Genomic DNA, 15,377 nt, shown 5'->3' with positions numbered 1-15,377 from the left:
TTAAAATCACCAAGGCATGAGCATTAGAACTCAAAGATCCGGATCTACAGGCTCATGATATAGATTTACAGGATAATGAATAACTTCATAATTCAGTTGAGTAACTGTGTGAACATGCTGGCTATAAAAAACCAATGGATTTTTTTGACAAGGAGTAATTGTTATAGATTTACAGGCATGAATTCTTGGTGCGGATTTATCTAAATGAGCCTTCCAGTTGGTCATCATTTCATTGCATTTCCTATTACGAGTATAGATAATCAATCCACCACTTGCGCTGTTTACGGTCCCTGTACTATATCGCTCAGTGAGTTGAGCATACCCTTTAAATAAATAACTATATGAAGATGTATGTTTTTTGGCTTCGCCATGCCAAATATAATCCTTTAGTTTTATTGTAATGTCACAATGTCCGCGCTGATTACTTTCATGATATGCTTCAATACCCATATCTTTATTTTTGATATTAGCCAATAAAATTAAAGTAAGCTGATCCTCTGTCAAATCGAAGTTCAACTTATTTGAATTCTCTTCTATTTCCTTTACAGCAGAATCAAGTTCAATCCTGACAAATTGTTTGAAATTATCGTACGATTGAAGTGCAAATCTAACACGAGTAATAGAAGCATTAATACGCTGAAGAAAAATATCATTATCAATATCAGCCAAACTCATTGCTGCAGACATTTTTAACATCAGATAATATCCTTTGATTTAGATTCATCTAATGTAAAAAAAGGAAAGACGAATGACTTATAGTCATACATAAGCTCCCCTGTAAATGGGTTTGCTAAAGATTGACTGATTTCCGCCTCAATAACTTCCTCTATTTCAAGTTCTACAGGGTCATGAAAATCATCAATGAACCAATAATTGAGTTTTAAAAAATCAACCTTTGGGCTACAAAGAATTTGGATGGCCGGATAGATAACCTGCTCATACGTTTCTGGCTGTAAAATTTTGTTATACCCACCAGCTATATTAAACAAATCCTTATAACTTAAAGCTATATTAGATGATTTTTTAGCCCTTGCCTCGATTTCATCGTACAAATAGCAAGCTAACGCCCCAATTTCAGGGCGTTCCGCACACATTTCTTTGATGATCTTGGGCATATCACCATCCTTCATTGCTGACTCCAATTATAATATCAGCTTTGTGAGGGTTTCGAAATCATCTTTGGATATACATTTACTTAATATAGCATAGTTAACAGGAGAGCAACTACTCCCTCCCAGATGCCTGCGGAGTGTTCCTGGAATGATAAGCTCTACGTTATCCGCTAATTGCAGTTTTGGATTATTTCTATCAACTCTAATTCCAATACGATACAAACCAATACTGCCTACTGCTTTGATACCTTCCTTATTAAACAAGTCATCACGTAAGTCTTTAGTGGCCACATTTTTCTTTTCTTTATGCGTGGTCCCCTCATTGGTCAAAAATGACAAATCAAAGACTTTATAGCTTAATTTTGAATAAGGCAATGCATTTTGTTTGAAAATTGGCTCAATCAACGGATAAAAATCTTTTTCCGATGATTTAAAATCATAACCGACATGATTATACAATTCACGAATAATGTTACTCTTTGCAAAAGTAACATTATCACCAATAATATTACCATTAGTATCTACCAAAACATGAATTTTATTAGTAATAGAGTCTAATATACAGACATCAAAACACTGCCGCTTTTCTTTTCGTTTTGCAATAATTTCATCAAACTGCTTGTATTGTGCAAGTGCTGACGGGGGAATTTTTTCTCTTACGACTAATTCTCTGACAGATGAAAAAACAAGAATTGACTGGGTATTTTGAATAGAATAGTTAACAAGTTCAGGTTGATTTTTTACAGCATTTTGCAATTGGACATCATCAAGGATCGAATCAACCAATAATGATGGTTGATTCATCAAATTCCATTGAAAACTAAATCTGTCATTTAGTGTTTTAATTACACTATTATCTACAGTCAAACTAAATATTGCTTTTTCACCATAAACGACCTGACCAAAAATTAGGTCATTTACGTTTGCCATAATGCCATCAAACTTTTGCCTATCTTTACTTTTAAGATCAATGAGGCTTTCTAGTATTTTTTCGTTTGTTGCTTCACGCCCCCTACCTGTTGGCAGCCCTAAAGAAGCAATAATTGGCCTTGCAACGTTCCATGTGAAACGTTCAGTTAAGGTCAAGATCGACTTTAACTCAGACTCAGAAAGCACTACTGGGACACTACCTGTCATAACTTGCACCTAGTCATCCAAAAAGCAATAAGAATTTGCTCTTGTCTTAATTTATCCTTCGATACCTATCAAATTACCTCAATATTGAAAAAATTTGCAAGCCATTTGCTTCCAAAAAGCGACCTTACTCAGAGTGTTACAAAACTAAGCGAGCGCGCGCTCGTATCCCCGCCACGCCTGCCCACTTTATGTAGTGGTTTTCATGCACCTGCATGATCTACGCAAAAGCCCGCCAGAACTGGCGGGCCTTAACACAAAAGATCCTCAAACGATCATGCGATCTCATGCAGCATAGACATGCGCGTTTATGCAGAATGTGCAAAATCGTAACATACTCAGTAAGCGTGAAACCTAGAACGTGACAGCCTTGTCAAAGCCAGAAATAATTGTATAAGAAATAGACGAGTTATCAGCCTTGTTCACTTTGAACTTGGCACCTTTGTAAGCGATAACATCACTTCCCTTAGAATCTACAGAAAAATCTGTTGTAAATGCTGCACGAGCCATATCGTTTGCAAATTCACGATAGGTGAACTTCATTACACCGCCTGCATTTCCATTGTATTCGATAGTCTTAACCAATGAGTTACTCACTCGACACAGCCCATCAGGAACACGTTTGATAGAAATTTCTGATGCAGTATAAGAAGTGCCATTTGGCGGTGATATCTCATTTTTTGCAGCATCGTAACTAACATAATCAACATAGTTACCGATTTGCCCATAGAGATTTTTTAACGCAACAGCTTGAGGGTTATGATAATTGCGGTAAATTCCATTCCCCTCACTGCAATATGTACCAGCAGCGATAGAAGACAATGCACCATTAGCCGCACCAAGTTCTAATACGTCCGTTTTAAATCCAGTAGCAGATGTGATAATGGGATCGCCCATGTAGGCGGTAGCACTTTGCCCAATAGCAGGCTTCACCACTTCAATAGCAGTGATATTTCGGTTAGAAGCATGTGGTACGCAACCAGTTAGGATTACAGCAAGAGATATTGGTAACGCTACATTATTAATTTTCATTTTTAGCCTATTATTCTTTTCTTGACAAAAAACAAGGCGATATCTGATTGACATCGCCTCTCACTCATATGTAACCCTTTTTGATTAGTAAAAACAAGCGTCTATTGACAAAATCAATGCAGCCAGCTGTCGTCTTCCCACACCTTCTGCATAATTTTCATCACTTGTTTTCTTTCTTCGTCCAGTTGCAGTCCGGTCAGTTCCACACCGTTAGAGCTACCTTTACGGATACGGATTACCGTTTTGGGATACAGGGGGCGCAGATTGCGGTAAAGCTCGGATTCAAGGGCGTCCAGGGTAGACTGGCTAATCTTCTGCTCTTTATCGATCATTATTTCAATGCGCATAAAAGTCACCTCAGCTGATGACATCCATTGAGCGGTTGTATTTGTGGCTTCTGATTTTTGCCATGAGTTCATCAGTCAATTCAGAAACCCACTGCAGAGCCAGCCCCTTCTCTTCATCACTACACTCACTAGCCGCTACAAGCTTAAGAAAAAAATCAATGCGCTGGAGCTTCAAAGACTCCAAAAAATAGTCCTGCATCTTTCCTCCTATGACACCACACGCAATACTGTATGCATAACCACTGTTTATATTTACAGTATATAATAATCTTACTGATGTAAAACGTTTTTTTACGCTTATCAGCCTGATATGCCTGGTATTATTAAGAGCACGAATTGTTAACCAGAGTAATTAATACAGGTTCCGCCACTTATCATCTTCCTGCAAACGCTGGTTCCGATAGAAAATACGCAGGCCTGCTCCTGACGGAATACTGCCGCCGCGAAGGAGTAAATCGACCTCTTTCTCGCTGCCATCAAATCCTCTGGACTTCAGTTCATAGACGAGCAGCTGTCGTTGATGGTCTGTAATTCGCTGTTTATAGTCTCTACTCCGTTTCGGTTTCACCAGGCGTAACCTTGCAGCCAGTTCCCGGCGCTCTTTTTTGTTCATACAGTGCAGGTAATCGTGCAACTCCTTGTCATCCATGCGGGTGATATCCGTTCTGGTATCCCCATCAGCTGATTTGTCTTTCCCTTGTTGGTACAAATTTTCAGCAAGGGGACAGTTATTGCCACGAGTCCAAGGGGCGCAAGCGCCCTGGTCGGCTGCCGCCTCCTGAACGTCAACGGCCTTACGAACCTTTTTCCACTTCATCGCGTGCGTGCAAATCTTGCCCTCTGCAATCGGGGACCAGATGCCATAGATACGGATACCGTGATCGCCGTAGGCGCTCGGTTCGTCGTTAAGCTCATAAGCTGTGCGGACAAGGTGATGTTTGCGGGGAACCAGTACACCGCCCTGTTTCATGATGTAGGTGGCAAAGCAACCTACATCCGCAGCTGCCAGTACCGCATCCAGACGCGGATTATCCAGTACCGGCGCACCCGCTTTGCGTTCGCCTTGTACTCTCGCCGCCTGACCTGCCAGCAAGCGCAGCTCGCGGTATGCCTGACGCCCCGGAATACCAAAGAAACGAAATTGCTGGACACGGTGCAGCGACGCCCAGGCGCTGACATGCTCGGCGCTGTCACGCAGTGGTCTGCCGGTTTCTTTGCTGATTTCTTTAGCCAGCCCGCGCCCGTCGATGTTCTTACTGATGTATTTGGCGATGTAGCTTGTCGGCGTGCCCTTGCGCGGGTTGATTAGCTCGGACTTGAAGCGCGGCCCGGTATTGGCGCCCAGCTCCTCGCGGTCTTCACGGATGGCAAACTTACGCAGCAGCGCGGTGATGGAACGACGGTCTTTTTTGCGCATAAAGCACAGAAGATGCCAGTGCACGGTGCCGTCATGGTGCGGCTCTGCAACGCGGACGCCGTACCAGCGCAGCCCGGTCTTGTGCATGGCCTTGCGGAAAGCGGCGAATGTATCAACCAGATAGTCACTGCTCTGCCGGACCGTGGCACTGGTCCACTTCGGATTAGGCCTGCCGTTGTTGAGGGTTGCGTGGAAGCGTGACGGGCAGGTGATGGTATAAAACACCGCGCAATCTCCACGCATTTCCGCGATCAGCTCCAGCCCCTTAACACAGGCCATCATTTCATTACGGCGGTGCGCCGGGTTGCTGTTGCTGGCGTTCACCACGTCTTCCATGTCCAGCGTGTCGCCGTCTTCGTTGATCAGCTCATGCGAGCGGAAGAACTCCAGCGATTTGCGGCGCTGCTCGCGTTTGTGGATCACGGCTTCGTAGCTGACATACGGTGAGGCTTTCTTGTTGACCAGGCAGACGGCGCGCAACTGCTCCTCCCGCCACTCGCAGCGCATCTGCCACAATTTGCGACACCACCAGTCCGCGCACAGCATACGGGCCAGCGACGGTGGGATCAGTTCATAAGGCACCGGCTTACGGCGGCGCTTTTTGCGGCGCAACTGCTCAAAGGCTGGCGGGATGACCTCAAGGCGCATGGCTTCTGCAGCAACCCTTTCCCATGCCTGGCGGATTTCTTCTGGTTTAACATCGTCACTGACAAACAGATCACCGCAGGCCGCATCAAGACACATGCTCATATGTGCCGCAACCAGCGTGGATAGGCGTTTGACCTGATCCTGATTCATTTCAGGGAGTACCAGCAGCCCCTCCAGCCCGTCGTGGCTCGCCATGAACCGGAAAGACGCAGACACCTGGCTGTCACGCACGCGCTCCAGCCGCTCAAGACACGGCCTGATTGTTTCGCGCAGGTAGCGGGAATAAGCTTTTGCTCTGCCCAAGCTATGGAAATATTTAATCCGTTCAAGTAGCGGCTTGCTGATATGCGCCGGTTGGGCGCCCACGTCGGCAATAATGACCAGATCGGGATTAAAACGCTGCTGCTCACGCGCCGTTTTGGCATGGCTAATCAGCCGATCCTGCTCTATTTCACGCTGGACAGGATCTCGGGATTCATTGAAGAAATAGCGTTCCCAGACCTCATCGCTCAGCGTCTCACGGCGCAACTGCTCCTGCTCGTTATCCGCAGCGTAAAGAGCGATCAGGTTTGAAAGCGCAGACTCCGGCGCAACTTCCGCCGGGTCCAGATACGGGTTAACCGCTTTTTTTGGGGTATTCCATGGAAAGACCACGGCGGCCTCATTCGAACCGCCGGTGGTTGGTGCATTATGTAATGTGAATTTACTCACTGCCACGCCCGCACCTCAGTTTCCACCGAGATATCAGGACCAGACGCCAAATCAACACCAAACCAGCATGCTGATTTTGTGGCGATGATTTCTACTGCAGTTTTACTATCACCGGCAGCCACGCCCATGCTGCGCTTTGCGATGATGCGGTGGCGGGTGAAATTACGATATAAGGAACGTGTCAGAGAGGTGTCGCTGTTGGACACAATAATCGGATGACCTTCTGATGACCGGCGTTCAAGAATAGACGCCAGATGGTACTGATCGTCCCCGGTAAAACCGGCAGCGTGATAACCGCTAAATGTGCCGTCATATGGCGGATCACAATAAACCACATCCCCCGCCCGCAGCATTGCCAGCGTCTCATCATAGCTGGCGCAGATAAACGTTGCGCGTTGTGCCTTTTTTGCAAAAGCACGTATTTCGTTTTCAGGGAAGTACGGATTTTTATAATTACCGTAAGGGACATTAAAATGACCGCTCAGGTTATAGCGGCACAGTCCACGATAACCATGACGATTGAGATAAAGGAAATATACTGCTTTCATGAAATCAGTAATTTCAGAGGAATGATTAAATTCATGCCTAATGTTGTAATAAGCAACTTCTCTATTCGCAATCGCAAAAATACTCTTTGCGCGTGATATGAAAGCTTCACAATCAAGGGAAATTTTTTTATAGAGATTGATAAGATCTGGATTAATATCCGCGACAAGATAATGAGGATAGTCTGTTGCCATCATCACAGCACAGGAACCGGCGAACGGCTCCACCAGTCGCTGACCTGCAGGCAGATGCTTAATCAGTTCCGGCATGATGGCGGTTTTATTTCCCGCCCATTTCAGGATGGCGCTCATTTAGCACCACCTTTAGCCAGAGCACGGACAAGCCCTAACGTCATTTTGCAATCAGCTAAAGCACGGTGCGCCTTACCTTCAACTACAACACCTTCATGCGCAGCAGCATCAACCAGCTTATGCCATTTATAGCCATTAAATCGTCCCGGCTCGCCTCGATACTCTGCATAAAGCTTCATCGCGCAAACAGAATGAGCAGCAAGCATCCATGGCGCACCTTCAGAAGGTCTTTCATTCAATGCGTAGGTCTGACGAATTAACCGGAGATCAAAATCGGCGTTATAGATAACAAACCCAAAGCGCCGAAATAGTTCCTCCACTGCCCCGCATATATCAGTCCAAGCAGGGGCAAAAGCAACCATTTCATTAGTAATTCCATGAATTGCTATTGCTTCATCAGGGATAGGCTTAGTGGGCTTAATAAGCGTATTAAGCATAATAAACCCATGACTATCAATAATGCATATTTCAACTATTTCCGCATCATCACCCAACCCGGTCGTTTCGGTATCAATAAATAAGTAGTCATTATCAAGCCATTGATTTGCACGTTGGCTAATTGTCATCTTATCGGTATTCATACAGCACCTCCATTGTAGTGTTTGCCTTTCAGCTCTGCGATTTCCTGACAGGTGACGCAGCACTGCACGCCCGGAATGGCGCGGCGGCGTGCTGGCGGGATCGGTGCATCGCAATCAATGCAGAGAACACGGGAAACGCCCGGCGTTTTATTGCGGGCGGTGTGAATGTGGCGCTGGCGTTCTTCTTCAACGCGCTGCTGTACGAGGTCCATTGAATCAGCCATCAGTGGATCTCCTGCGCTTCGTTCTGAATCTTCACCGCTTCCTGACGCAGCAGCTCAGCCGCTTCCGTGTGGTTAAGCTGACGTGACACGATACGGGCAGCCAAAGAGTCCAGACGTGCTGCCATCACATCAGCGCGTCCACGGCGTTCTTCCATGCGTGCATCAGTCAGCATCTGGTTAAGGCCAGCATCATCTGGTCCTGTTTTGGTGATTCGGATTTCAATATTTCGCATTGTTGTTTCTCCTGAATTTGGGCAATAAGAAGCCCGGCGGGTTTACGCCTTTAATTTCGGTTGTTGGTTAATTCGGCATGGCTAGCCGATTTGGAAATAAACTCACCACTGTACGGAAATGGTTCATTGCTTTAATCAGCTCCCGCTTTTCGTCAGTCGTCAGTTCACTAACATTGACGCTATGACGTTCCGCCGGAATCTTTGCCATAAAGAATATTGCGGCTAGTGCGCGTTTATTCTGCTCATGGTTAATATCCCGTTGGTCCCGCATATCGCTAATAAAGCGATCCAGTTCTGAATCAATATTTAAGCCAAACACTTTCGCCCTTAATTCCGCGATGTGGTTTAACCCATTAAGACGGAGGCCAGCGCTTAGCGGAACAGTCGCAGCATCGCCTTCAATAGCCATGGTTTCCCCTGCTTTTTAGCGGACAGCTCAGCCAGCAACGCATCCTGAGAGCGGCACGGATGCCAGCGCTTGCCATCCTTCCCCATAATCCAGCCATGACCGCAGTGCATTGCAGGACTTTGCTTAACGAGCAGTGATGCAAAAGATGGTTCTTTAGTCAGCATAACCACCTCAGATCAGACCAAACGAAGCGCCGAGGCCCGTCACGGTATCTACTGCGCTTGCCATCGCCGGATTAGCCTGCAAACGCGCATGCAATGAAACTGCAGTAAGTGCCATAAGGCGCGTAACAGAGTTAATGCTATTGATCACATCACGGCGGCCTGCACTGGTTTTCACATCACCGGATACTGCGCCTGCAGCTACACGCCCAATCTCCGCAGTTGCACTCATGACGTAATGCGGCAGGTTCTCTTTTGCCACTTCATTCAATGGCACGCACGGCAGGCAATGGATTTGAGCCAGAAAACCGTCAACCAGCGTTGAGTCTTCTGTGATATCAGTCAGCAGCCAGATCTCCGGCGGCGTAAGTTGATGCGGTTGCTCCGGGTTCAGCTTATTGCGCAGCGTCTGGACATTCATTCCTGCGCGTTCTGCCAGCTTCGCCATATTGTGACGCAGCGCGAAAGCCCGGCAGGCTTCGTCAAAGTGTGGATGTTTGGAAATCTTATAATCAAACATGCAAGCCCCTTAGAAAGTTCTCATAATCGAACTTACTGACCAACAATGACGCGGAAGTTGGAATGACCAAGAGACTCACGAACCTGGTCGGTTTTGTACATCAGGTACCGCAGGCTTACACGTCCTTTATTTTTTTCTTTCTTCACCATGTACTTAGCAAGCTTACCATGGTGAATTTTTTGATACACGGAGCCACGGGAGATACCTTCCCACTCCGCGAACTCAGCAGGCGTTGCCATCTCTTTTGGTACACGAATTGAAATATCAGTGCTCATAGTGCAATATCTCTCGGTTAAGGTTTGGTTTACGTCGTTTTATCTTGTTTTATTTGATTCAATAATTGATACATCGAGATACTACGATCCAATTTTTGATACGTCAATAGGATTGAAAAATGATACAGGTGAAAGCTGGCGAGAATACCGGGGGAAGAGAGGCGATACATAGGTTAATGGCTGCCTACGATTTTAAGTCCAGACAACAACTGTGTGATCACCTGGGTGCATCCAAAAGCACCATGGCAAACAGATACTTAAGAGATAGTTTTCCGGCGGAATGGGTGATTCAGTGTGCTTTAGAAACGGGAGTTTCGTTACTGTGGCTCACTACCGGACAGGGAGAGCCAGGTTCAAATATTGACCATAAAAAAGATATCAATTTCGTGAACTCCGCCAAAGTTAAACCTCTTTCGGAACTTGTTTCCCCTGAAATTGACAAGGCAACTCTCAACGGTGGTTTATTGGTTGAGGCAGGAAAAGCAATCATTGATACCAGCCTGCTTCCCTCAGACTCAGGCGACCTATTGTTAGTTAATACTGCTGGAGATTCTTATTTAGTAGACCGCAGCCAGACTCCACCAGTTAATGGCATATGGTTGGTAGATATCGACGGAATAAAAAGTATCGTTAAGTTAACACGTCTACCAGGAAACAGATTGGTGGTGCATCAAGACGAATCATCCTTTGAGTGCAGCCTAGACGACATTGAGGTAGTGGGCCGCGCTTTAAAAATAATCAAGAGCCTCTAACTTATGAGCATCAGAAAACAGCCTAACGGAAAATGGTTGTGTGAATGCTACCCGAACGGACGGGATGGCAAGCGTGTACGCAAGCAATTTGCGACTAAAGGCGAGGCCATAGCATTCGAAAACCACACCATGGATGAGGTGAACAAAAAACCGTGGCTGGGGGAGAAGGAAGATCGGCGGCATTTGTCAGAAGTGATTGATCAGTGGCATTCACTTTATGGGCAGACGCTGGCAGACCCCAAACGCCTGATGGCAAAACTCAGCATTATTTGTAATGGCTTGGGCGATCCCATTGCCTCAGAGTTAACCGCAGGCGATTTTACGAAATACAGGGAAGCACGGTTAAAAGGTGAAGTAAAAAATGAAGATGGCGTGCTTATGTCGCCAGTTAAGCCCCGTACGGTAAACCTTGAACAACGTAACCTATCATCTGTTTTTGGCACACTGAAAAAGCTGGGCCACTGGTCAGCACCCAACCCGCTCGCTGGGCTGCCAACATTCAAAATCGCAGAGGGCGAACTGGCGTTCCTGGCACCGGAAGAAATTAAACGTCTACTGGATGCCTGTGCTGATTCTCAGAGTCCCAGTTTGCTGATGATTGCAAAAGTATGCCTGGCAACTGGCGCCCGATGGAGTGAAGCTGAAAACCTGCAGGGCCATCAGCTATCAAAATACCGCATCACTTATACCAAGACGAAGGGCAAGAAAAACCGTACCGTGCCAATATCTCAGGATCTGTATGACGAACTCCCCAAAAACAGAGGGAAGCTATTCACGCCATGCAGAAAAGCTTTTGAGCGTGCAGTAAAAAGAGCTGGTATTGAGCTACCAGAAGGCCAATGTACCCACGTGCTGCGCCATACCTTCGCCAGCCACTTTATGATGAACGGCGGAAACATACTGGTACTGCGCGATATTCTGGGCCACGCAGATATAAAAATGACGATGGTTTACGCTCACTTTGCCCCTGACCACCTCGAAGACGCAGTGACAAAAAACCCGCTTCACAACCTCAATTGGAAACGCTAATTTATGGCGGCATTTTGGCGGCAGGGCATTAAAAATGCGTAAAACGGACGAACACTGAATAATACTAACCCGCTGTTTTTAAACGCAATACACTGTTTTTACTATACTAAAAATGGTATGTAGGAATTTCGGACGCGGGTTCAACTCCCGCCAGCTCCACCACTTTTTAGTTGTTTGAAGTACAATGAAATCTACTAAGCCCGCATAGCACAAGCTCTGCGGGCTTTTTTACGTCTATTGTCGTCCAGTGAGAATTGCTGAGAACTACGAGTTATGGCACCCTGAATGGGACCCAAGGCAAAGGGTCCAAAAATCGAGGGTCCCAAAATGGCAAAGATCGCGAAGAAACTCACCGACACTGAAATCAAAAGCACCAAGCCAGCAGACAAAGAAATCAACTTGTTTGACGGGGATGGTTTGATCCTACGAATCGCTCCTCTCGCAAAAGGAGGGAAGAAGAATTGGTATTTCAGATATGCAGTGCCAGTGAGTAAGAAAAGAACCAAGATGAGCCTTGGGACCTACCCTCACCTTACCCTGGCAAGAGCAAGAGCCTTACGTGATGAATACCTCTCCTTGCTTGCGAATGGCACGGACCCTCAAGTCCATAACAACGATAAAGCTAATGCATTAAAGAATGCCACGGAACATACATTTCAAGCAGTAGCCAAGAAGTGGCTTGATGAGAAAGTCAAAACGTCAGGCATCTCCCAGGATCATGCTAACGACATCTGGCGAAGCCTGGAGAGAAATATCTTTCCAACGTTGGGTGATACCCCCATTAAGGAGATTCGCCCTAAAATGCTTAAACAGCATTTAGACCCCATAGAAAAACGAGGAGTCCTCGAAACTTTACGGCGAATCATTTCCCGATTAAATGAAATTTTCCGTTATGCAGCAACTGAGGAACTTATCGAATTCAATCCGGCTGACAACCTTGGGCAACGGTTCAGTAAGCCTAAAAAGCAGAATATGCCTGCACTACCCCCTTCCGAGTTACCCCGCTTCCTATTGGTGTTAAACAATGCCTCTGTCCGTTTGGAGACACGATTACTGATTGAATGGCAGTTACTGACCTGGGTTCGTCCTGGTGAGGCTGTTCGCACAAGATGGGCTGATATAGATATTGATAATTCAATGTGGAACATCCCGGCTGAGTTTATGAAAATGAAGAAGCCTCACAAAGTTCCACTAAGCAAAGAAGCTTTGAGAGTCCTGGAGTCAATGAAAGCGATAAGTGGGCATCGTGAATGGGTGTTTCCAAGCATAAAGGCTCCTCTTAACCATATGCATGAACAAACAGCTAATGCGGCCATAATCCGTATGGGCTTCGGAGGTGAGCTTGTAGCTCATGGAATGAGATCTATTGCGCGAACGGCTGCAGAGGAGTCTGGTAAGTTCAGGACAGATGTCTTAGAAGCGGCCCTTGCCCACTCGAAGAAAGATGAAATAATTGCAGCCTATAATCGTGCCGAGTATCTCGCAGAACGAATGGTTCTCATGCAGTGGTGGAGTGACAATATATTGTCTCAAAAATATAAAACTGTCATTGCATAAATACTAATCTCTAAGAGTTACTATACAGTAGTATATTCCCAAACTGAAAAAGTGTAAGTGGCGAAGTGGTAAGTTATCGCCACTTATATTAAAATCAAATATTAAGCCATTCAATTTCTTTTTTAAGTAATCCTCCACTGCCAACAGAATTCAAAAGCCCCTTGACGTTAATTCTTTTCAACCCGTCATTGCTATCAAACTCAACGAAAACTCGGTATTTTTTTAATAACTCAGATGCGGCAGCCCTTGAAAAACCGTATTCTTGCAAAGACATTTCCTTAGCATTAATTGTTCCATAATCAACGAATTTAGATAAGTTTATACCTGATGCATCCTCGCCATGTAGAGATTTACATAACTGATAATAATGAGCCAAAGCACTTTCCAATTTAAAAGTTATATCGGTCTCAATTGAATTAATTATCTCTAATATTTTTAAATTCACATGATATGAATTGCTACCATCAAAATCAACCCAACGATAAGGCGAAGGTTCACAGACTTTTTTGCTGAACCTAATACCGTTACTTATAATTACATTAATAGGTTCACCTCTTAACCAAGAATAGGTCATGATACTAAAAGGAAGAATCCCTACTGGTTTGACTATCTTATAGACATCATTTATTTTTTGTAAATATTTAAAGACATCTTCTTTCTGAAAAGTTGTTAAAATATTATTGCTGTTAGAGGCTAATTTATACGCTGAAGATTGAATGTCAGAGTCAAAACGATGATTTTCTGAAAAAGTAGAAACATCAATGTTAAGAAGATTTTTCTTAGCTAAATGAGCTCTTCCTGCTGAAATAATTTTTTGTCTAATTTTTGAATCGAATGCCCCCAGTAACCCACCGACTTTACCTTCATTTATATATGTTAAAACCTCAGATAAAATCATGGTTGAAATTTCAACCACTTTTGGATCTGGAGACTTTACACTCTCGTTAAGATAATTAAGTATTTTCCGATGAGCTTTTAGAAGTGGTGAAATTTCGTTATCAATTTCTATTTGATCTTTATTAGCAACAGAAGTTTCAAATTCATCCCAAGAGTTTTCTTCGTTGCCTATACAAATGATATTCCCTGTCAACTCGTTCTTATAGCGACCTGCTCTTCCAGCAAGGTTCCAAAAATCCAGAGAAAAACCATTGTTGCTATTTGCTTTACCGAAAGGATAAATAAAAACATTCTTAGTCGGAAGATTTACACCTTCCAAAAGAGTGGAAGTACAAAATATATACTTGATTTTTTTATTTGCATAAAGAAATTCTATTCTTTTCCGAATGAATGCTGGCAAGTTTCCGTGATGATATGCAATACCATATTTTAATAGATGAGGTAACGAAAAATCTTTATGGATAAACTCAGAAATCAATTTCGATTCGGCAACTAGCTCTTCATCTTTAACGATTGCTGTGCCCTTTGAAATCAGAAAATTGGAAAACTCTATTGCCTTATTTACACACTGTGATTTACTTGAAACATAGACAAGATTTGAATCATGTTGAGAACCAATTTTAAAAATCAAATCGAAATCAGATTCGAAATCACCAGATATATTAAAATCAATAACAGCTTTTGTCACTGTATCAAAATATTTATATTCTTCAGGTGATGCTGCCAACTTACTGATTTAGTGTATGATGGTGTTTTTGAGGTGCTCCAGTGGCTTCTGTTTCTATCAGCTGTCCCTCCTGTTCAGCTACTGACGGGGTGGTGCGTAACGGCAAAAGCACTGCCGGACACCAGCGCTATCTCTGCTCTCACTGCCGTAAAACATGGCAACTGCAGTTCACTTACACCGCTTCTCAACCCGGTACGCACCAGAAAATCATTGATATGGCCATGAATGGCGTTGGATGCCGGGCAACTGCCCGCATTATGGGCGTTGGCCTCAACACGGTTTTACGTCACTTAAAAAACTCAGGCCGCAGTCGGTAACCTCGCGCATACAACCGGGCAGTGATGTGATTGTCTGCGCTGAAATGGACGAACAGTGGGGCTACGTCGGTGCTAAATCACGTCAGCGCTGGCTGTTTTACGCGTATGACAGGATACGGAGGACAGTTGTGGCGCACGTTTTCGGTGAACGCACTCTGGCCACACTGGAGCGTCTTCTGAGCCTGCTGTCACCCTTTGACGTGGTGATATGGATGACGGATGGCTGGCCGCTGTATGAATCCCGCCTGAAGGGAAAGCTGCACGTAATCAGCAAGCGATATACGCAGCGAATTGAGCGGCATAACCTGAATCTGAGGCAGCACCTGGCACGGCTGGGACGGAAGTCGCTGTCGTTCTCAAAATCGGTGGAGCTGCATGACAAAGTCATCGGGCATTATCTGAACATAAAACACTATCAATAAGTTGGAGTCATTACC

At 44.8% G+C, this 15,377-nt stretch carries 20 protein-coding genes; 4 read left to right on the top strand and 16 right to left on the bottom strand.

Annotated elements, in window-relative coordinates; genetic code table 11:
- Positions 1 to 30: 30 nt before the first annotated feature.
- From ABVN36_RS21670 to ABVN36_RS21600, 15 genes are all read right to left on the bottom strand, one after another.
- Complete coding sequence (locus ABVN36_RS21670) at positions 31 to 696, bottom strand: hypothetical protein (RefSeq protein ID WP_023138931.1); 666 nt, start codon at positions 694 to 696, stop codon at positions 31 to 33.
- On the bottom strand, positions 696 to 1,115 hold the full coding sequence (locus ABVN36_RS21665; protein WP_015406340.1) for a hypothetical protein: 420 nt from the start codon (positions 1,113 to 1,115) through the stop codon (positions 696 to 698). The genes ABVN36_RS21670 and ABVN36_RS21665 overlap by 1 nt, the downstream gene beginning before the upstream one ends.
- A gap of 27 nt (positions 1,116 to 1,142) precedes the next feature.
- Entirely contained in the window at positions 1,143 to 2,249 is a 1,107-nt protein-coding gene (locus ABVN36_RS21660; protein ID WP_001655629.1) for a hypothetical protein, read from the bottom strand.
- 351 nt (positions 2,250 to 2,600) lie between these two features.
- A complete protein-coding gene (locus tag ABVN36_RS21655) occupies positions 2,601 to 3,278 on the bottom strand; it encodes a hypothetical protein (protein WP_000700647.1) in 678 nt (225 codons plus the stop codon).
- A gap of 113 nt (positions 3,279 to 3,391) precedes the next feature.
- Complete coding sequence (locus tag ABVN36_RS21650; RefSeq protein ID WP_001217575.1) at positions 3,392 to 3,625, bottom strand: DinI-like family protein; 234 nt, start codon at positions 3,623 to 3,625, stop codon at positions 3,392 to 3,394.
- A 10-nt stretch (positions 3,626 to 3,635) separates the two neighbouring features.
- Entirely contained in the window at positions 3,636 to 3,824 is a 189-nt protein-coding gene (locus ABVN36_RS21645) for a hypothetical protein (RefSeq protein WP_023138932.1), read from the bottom strand.
- 153 nt (positions 3,825 to 3,977) lie between these two features.
- Positions 3,978 to 6,407: a replication endonuclease gene (locus ABVN36_RS21640; RefSeq protein ID WP_023138933.1), complete on the bottom strand. Its 2,430-nt coding sequence runs from the start codon at positions 6,405 to 6,407 to the stop codon at positions 3,978 to 3,980.
- A complete protein-coding gene (locus ABVN36_RS21635) occupies positions 6,398 to 7,258 on the bottom strand; it encodes a DNA adenine methylase (RefSeq protein WP_023138934.1) in 861 nt (286 codons plus the stop codon). Before ABVN36_RS21635 ends, ABVN36_RS21640 begins: the two co-directional genes overlap by 10 nt.
- Positions 7,255 to 7,839 (bottom strand): 3'-5' exonuclease, encoded by a 585-nt coding sequence (locus tag ABVN36_RS21630; RefSeq protein WP_001090717.1) that lies wholly within the window; start codon positions 7,837 to 7,839, stop codon positions 7,255 to 7,257. Before ABVN36_RS21630 ends, ABVN36_RS21635 begins: the two co-directional genes overlap by 4 nt.
- Complete coding sequence (locus ABVN36_RS21625; protein ID WP_000785510.1) at positions 7,836 to 8,063, bottom strand: TraR/DksA family transcriptional regulator; 228 nt, start codon at positions 8,061 to 8,063, stop codon at positions 7,836 to 7,838. The genes ABVN36_RS21630 and ABVN36_RS21625 overlap by 4 nt, the downstream gene beginning before the upstream one ends.
- The gene (locus tag ABVN36_RS21620) at positions 8,063 to 8,296 is read right to left on the bottom strand and encodes a DUF2732 family protein (RefSeq protein WP_023138935.1); all 234 of its coding nucleotides are present in this window, start codon (positions 8,294 to 8,296) and stop codon (positions 8,063 to 8,065) included. Before ABVN36_RS21620 ends, ABVN36_RS21625 begins: the two co-directional genes overlap by 1 nt.
- Before the next feature lie 67 nt (positions 8,297 to 8,363).
- Positions 8,364 to 8,705: a DUF5347 family protein gene (locus tag ABVN36_RS21615; protein ID WP_000963479.1), complete on the bottom strand. Its 342-nt coding sequence runs from the start codon at positions 8,703 to 8,705 to the stop codon at positions 8,364 to 8,366.
- The gene (locus ABVN36_RS21610; protein ID WP_023138936.1) at positions 8,669 to 8,869 is read right to left on the bottom strand and encodes a phage filamentation protein Fil family protein; all 201 of its coding nucleotides are present in this window, start codon (positions 8,867 to 8,869) and stop codon (positions 8,669 to 8,671) included. Before ABVN36_RS21610 ends, ABVN36_RS21615 begins: the two co-directional genes overlap by 37 nt.
- A 7-nt stretch (positions 8,870 to 8,876) precedes the next feature.
- Positions 8,877 to 9,386 carry a phage regulatory CII family protein gene (locus ABVN36_RS21605; RefSeq protein ID WP_000460858.1) on the bottom strand — a complete coding sequence of 170 codons (510 nt, stop codon included), beginning with the start codon at positions 9,384 to 9,386 and terminating at the stop codon, positions 8,877 to 8,879.
- Between the two features lie 32 nt (positions 9,387 to 9,418).
- Positions 9,419 to 9,661 (bottom strand): Rha family transcriptional regulator, encoded by a 243-nt coding sequence (locus tag ABVN36_RS21600; RefSeq protein WP_000102102.1) that lies wholly within the window; start codon positions 9,659 to 9,661, stop codon positions 9,419 to 9,421.
- 119 nt (positions 9,662 to 9,780) lie between these two features.
- On the opposite strand from ABVN36_RS21600, the gene ABVN36_RS21595 reads away from it, so the two are divergent.
- The 3 genes from ABVN36_RS21595 to ABVN36_RS21585 all read left to right on the top strand — a co-directional run bounded on the left by ABVN36_RS21595 (position 9,781) and on the right by ABVN36_RS21585 (position 12,999).
- Entirely contained in the window at positions 9,781 to 10,413 is a 633-nt protein-coding gene (locus ABVN36_RS21595; protein ID WP_000616878.1) for a phage repressor protein CI, read from the top strand.
- A gap of 3 nt (positions 10,414 to 10,416) precedes the next feature.
- A complete protein-coding gene (locus ABVN36_RS21590; RefSeq protein ID WP_001536726.1) occupies positions 10,417 to 11,442 on the top strand; it encodes a site-specific integrase in 1,026 nt (341 codons plus the stop codon).
- A 327-nt stretch (positions 11,443 to 11,769) separates the two neighbouring features.
- Complete coding sequence (locus ABVN36_RS21585) at positions 11,770 to 12,999, top strand: integrase domain-containing protein (RefSeq protein ID WP_033903661.1); 1,230 nt, start codon at positions 11,770 to 11,772, stop codon at positions 12,997 to 12,999.
- Positions 13,000 to 13,093: 94 nt separating this feature from the next.
- Here ABVN36_RS21585 and ABVN36_RS21580 read toward each other — a convergent pair whose 3' ends face one another.
- Positions 13,094 to 14,623 (bottom strand): helicase-related protein, encoded by a 1,530-nt coding sequence (locus ABVN36_RS21580; protein WP_162623953.1) that lies wholly within the window; start codon positions 14,621 to 14,623, stop codon positions 13,094 to 13,096.
- A gap of 41 nt (positions 14,624 to 14,664) precedes the next feature.
- Between ABVN36_RS21580 and ABVN36_RS21575 the strand changes: the two genes are divergently transcribed.
- A protein-coding gene (locus ABVN36_RS21575) for an IS1 family transposase (protein ID WP_223367361.1) occupies positions 14,665 to 15,362 on the top strand; the annotation gives its coding sequence in 2 pieces (ribosomal slippage) (positions 14,665 to 14,914 and positions 14,914 to 15,362; 699 coding nt in all).
- Positions 15,363 to 15,377 lie beyond the last annotated feature (15 nt).

The sequence above is a fragment of the Salmonella sp. SJTUF15581 genome (assembly GCF_043356775.1).
GTDB classification, from domain to species: Bacteria; Pseudomonadota; Gammaproteobacteria; order Enterobacterales; family Enterobacteriaceae; genus Salmonella; species Salmonella enterica.
The sequence above is the reverse complement of the archived record's forward strand: the minus strand, read 5'-3'. Positions and strand labels throughout refer to the sequence as shown.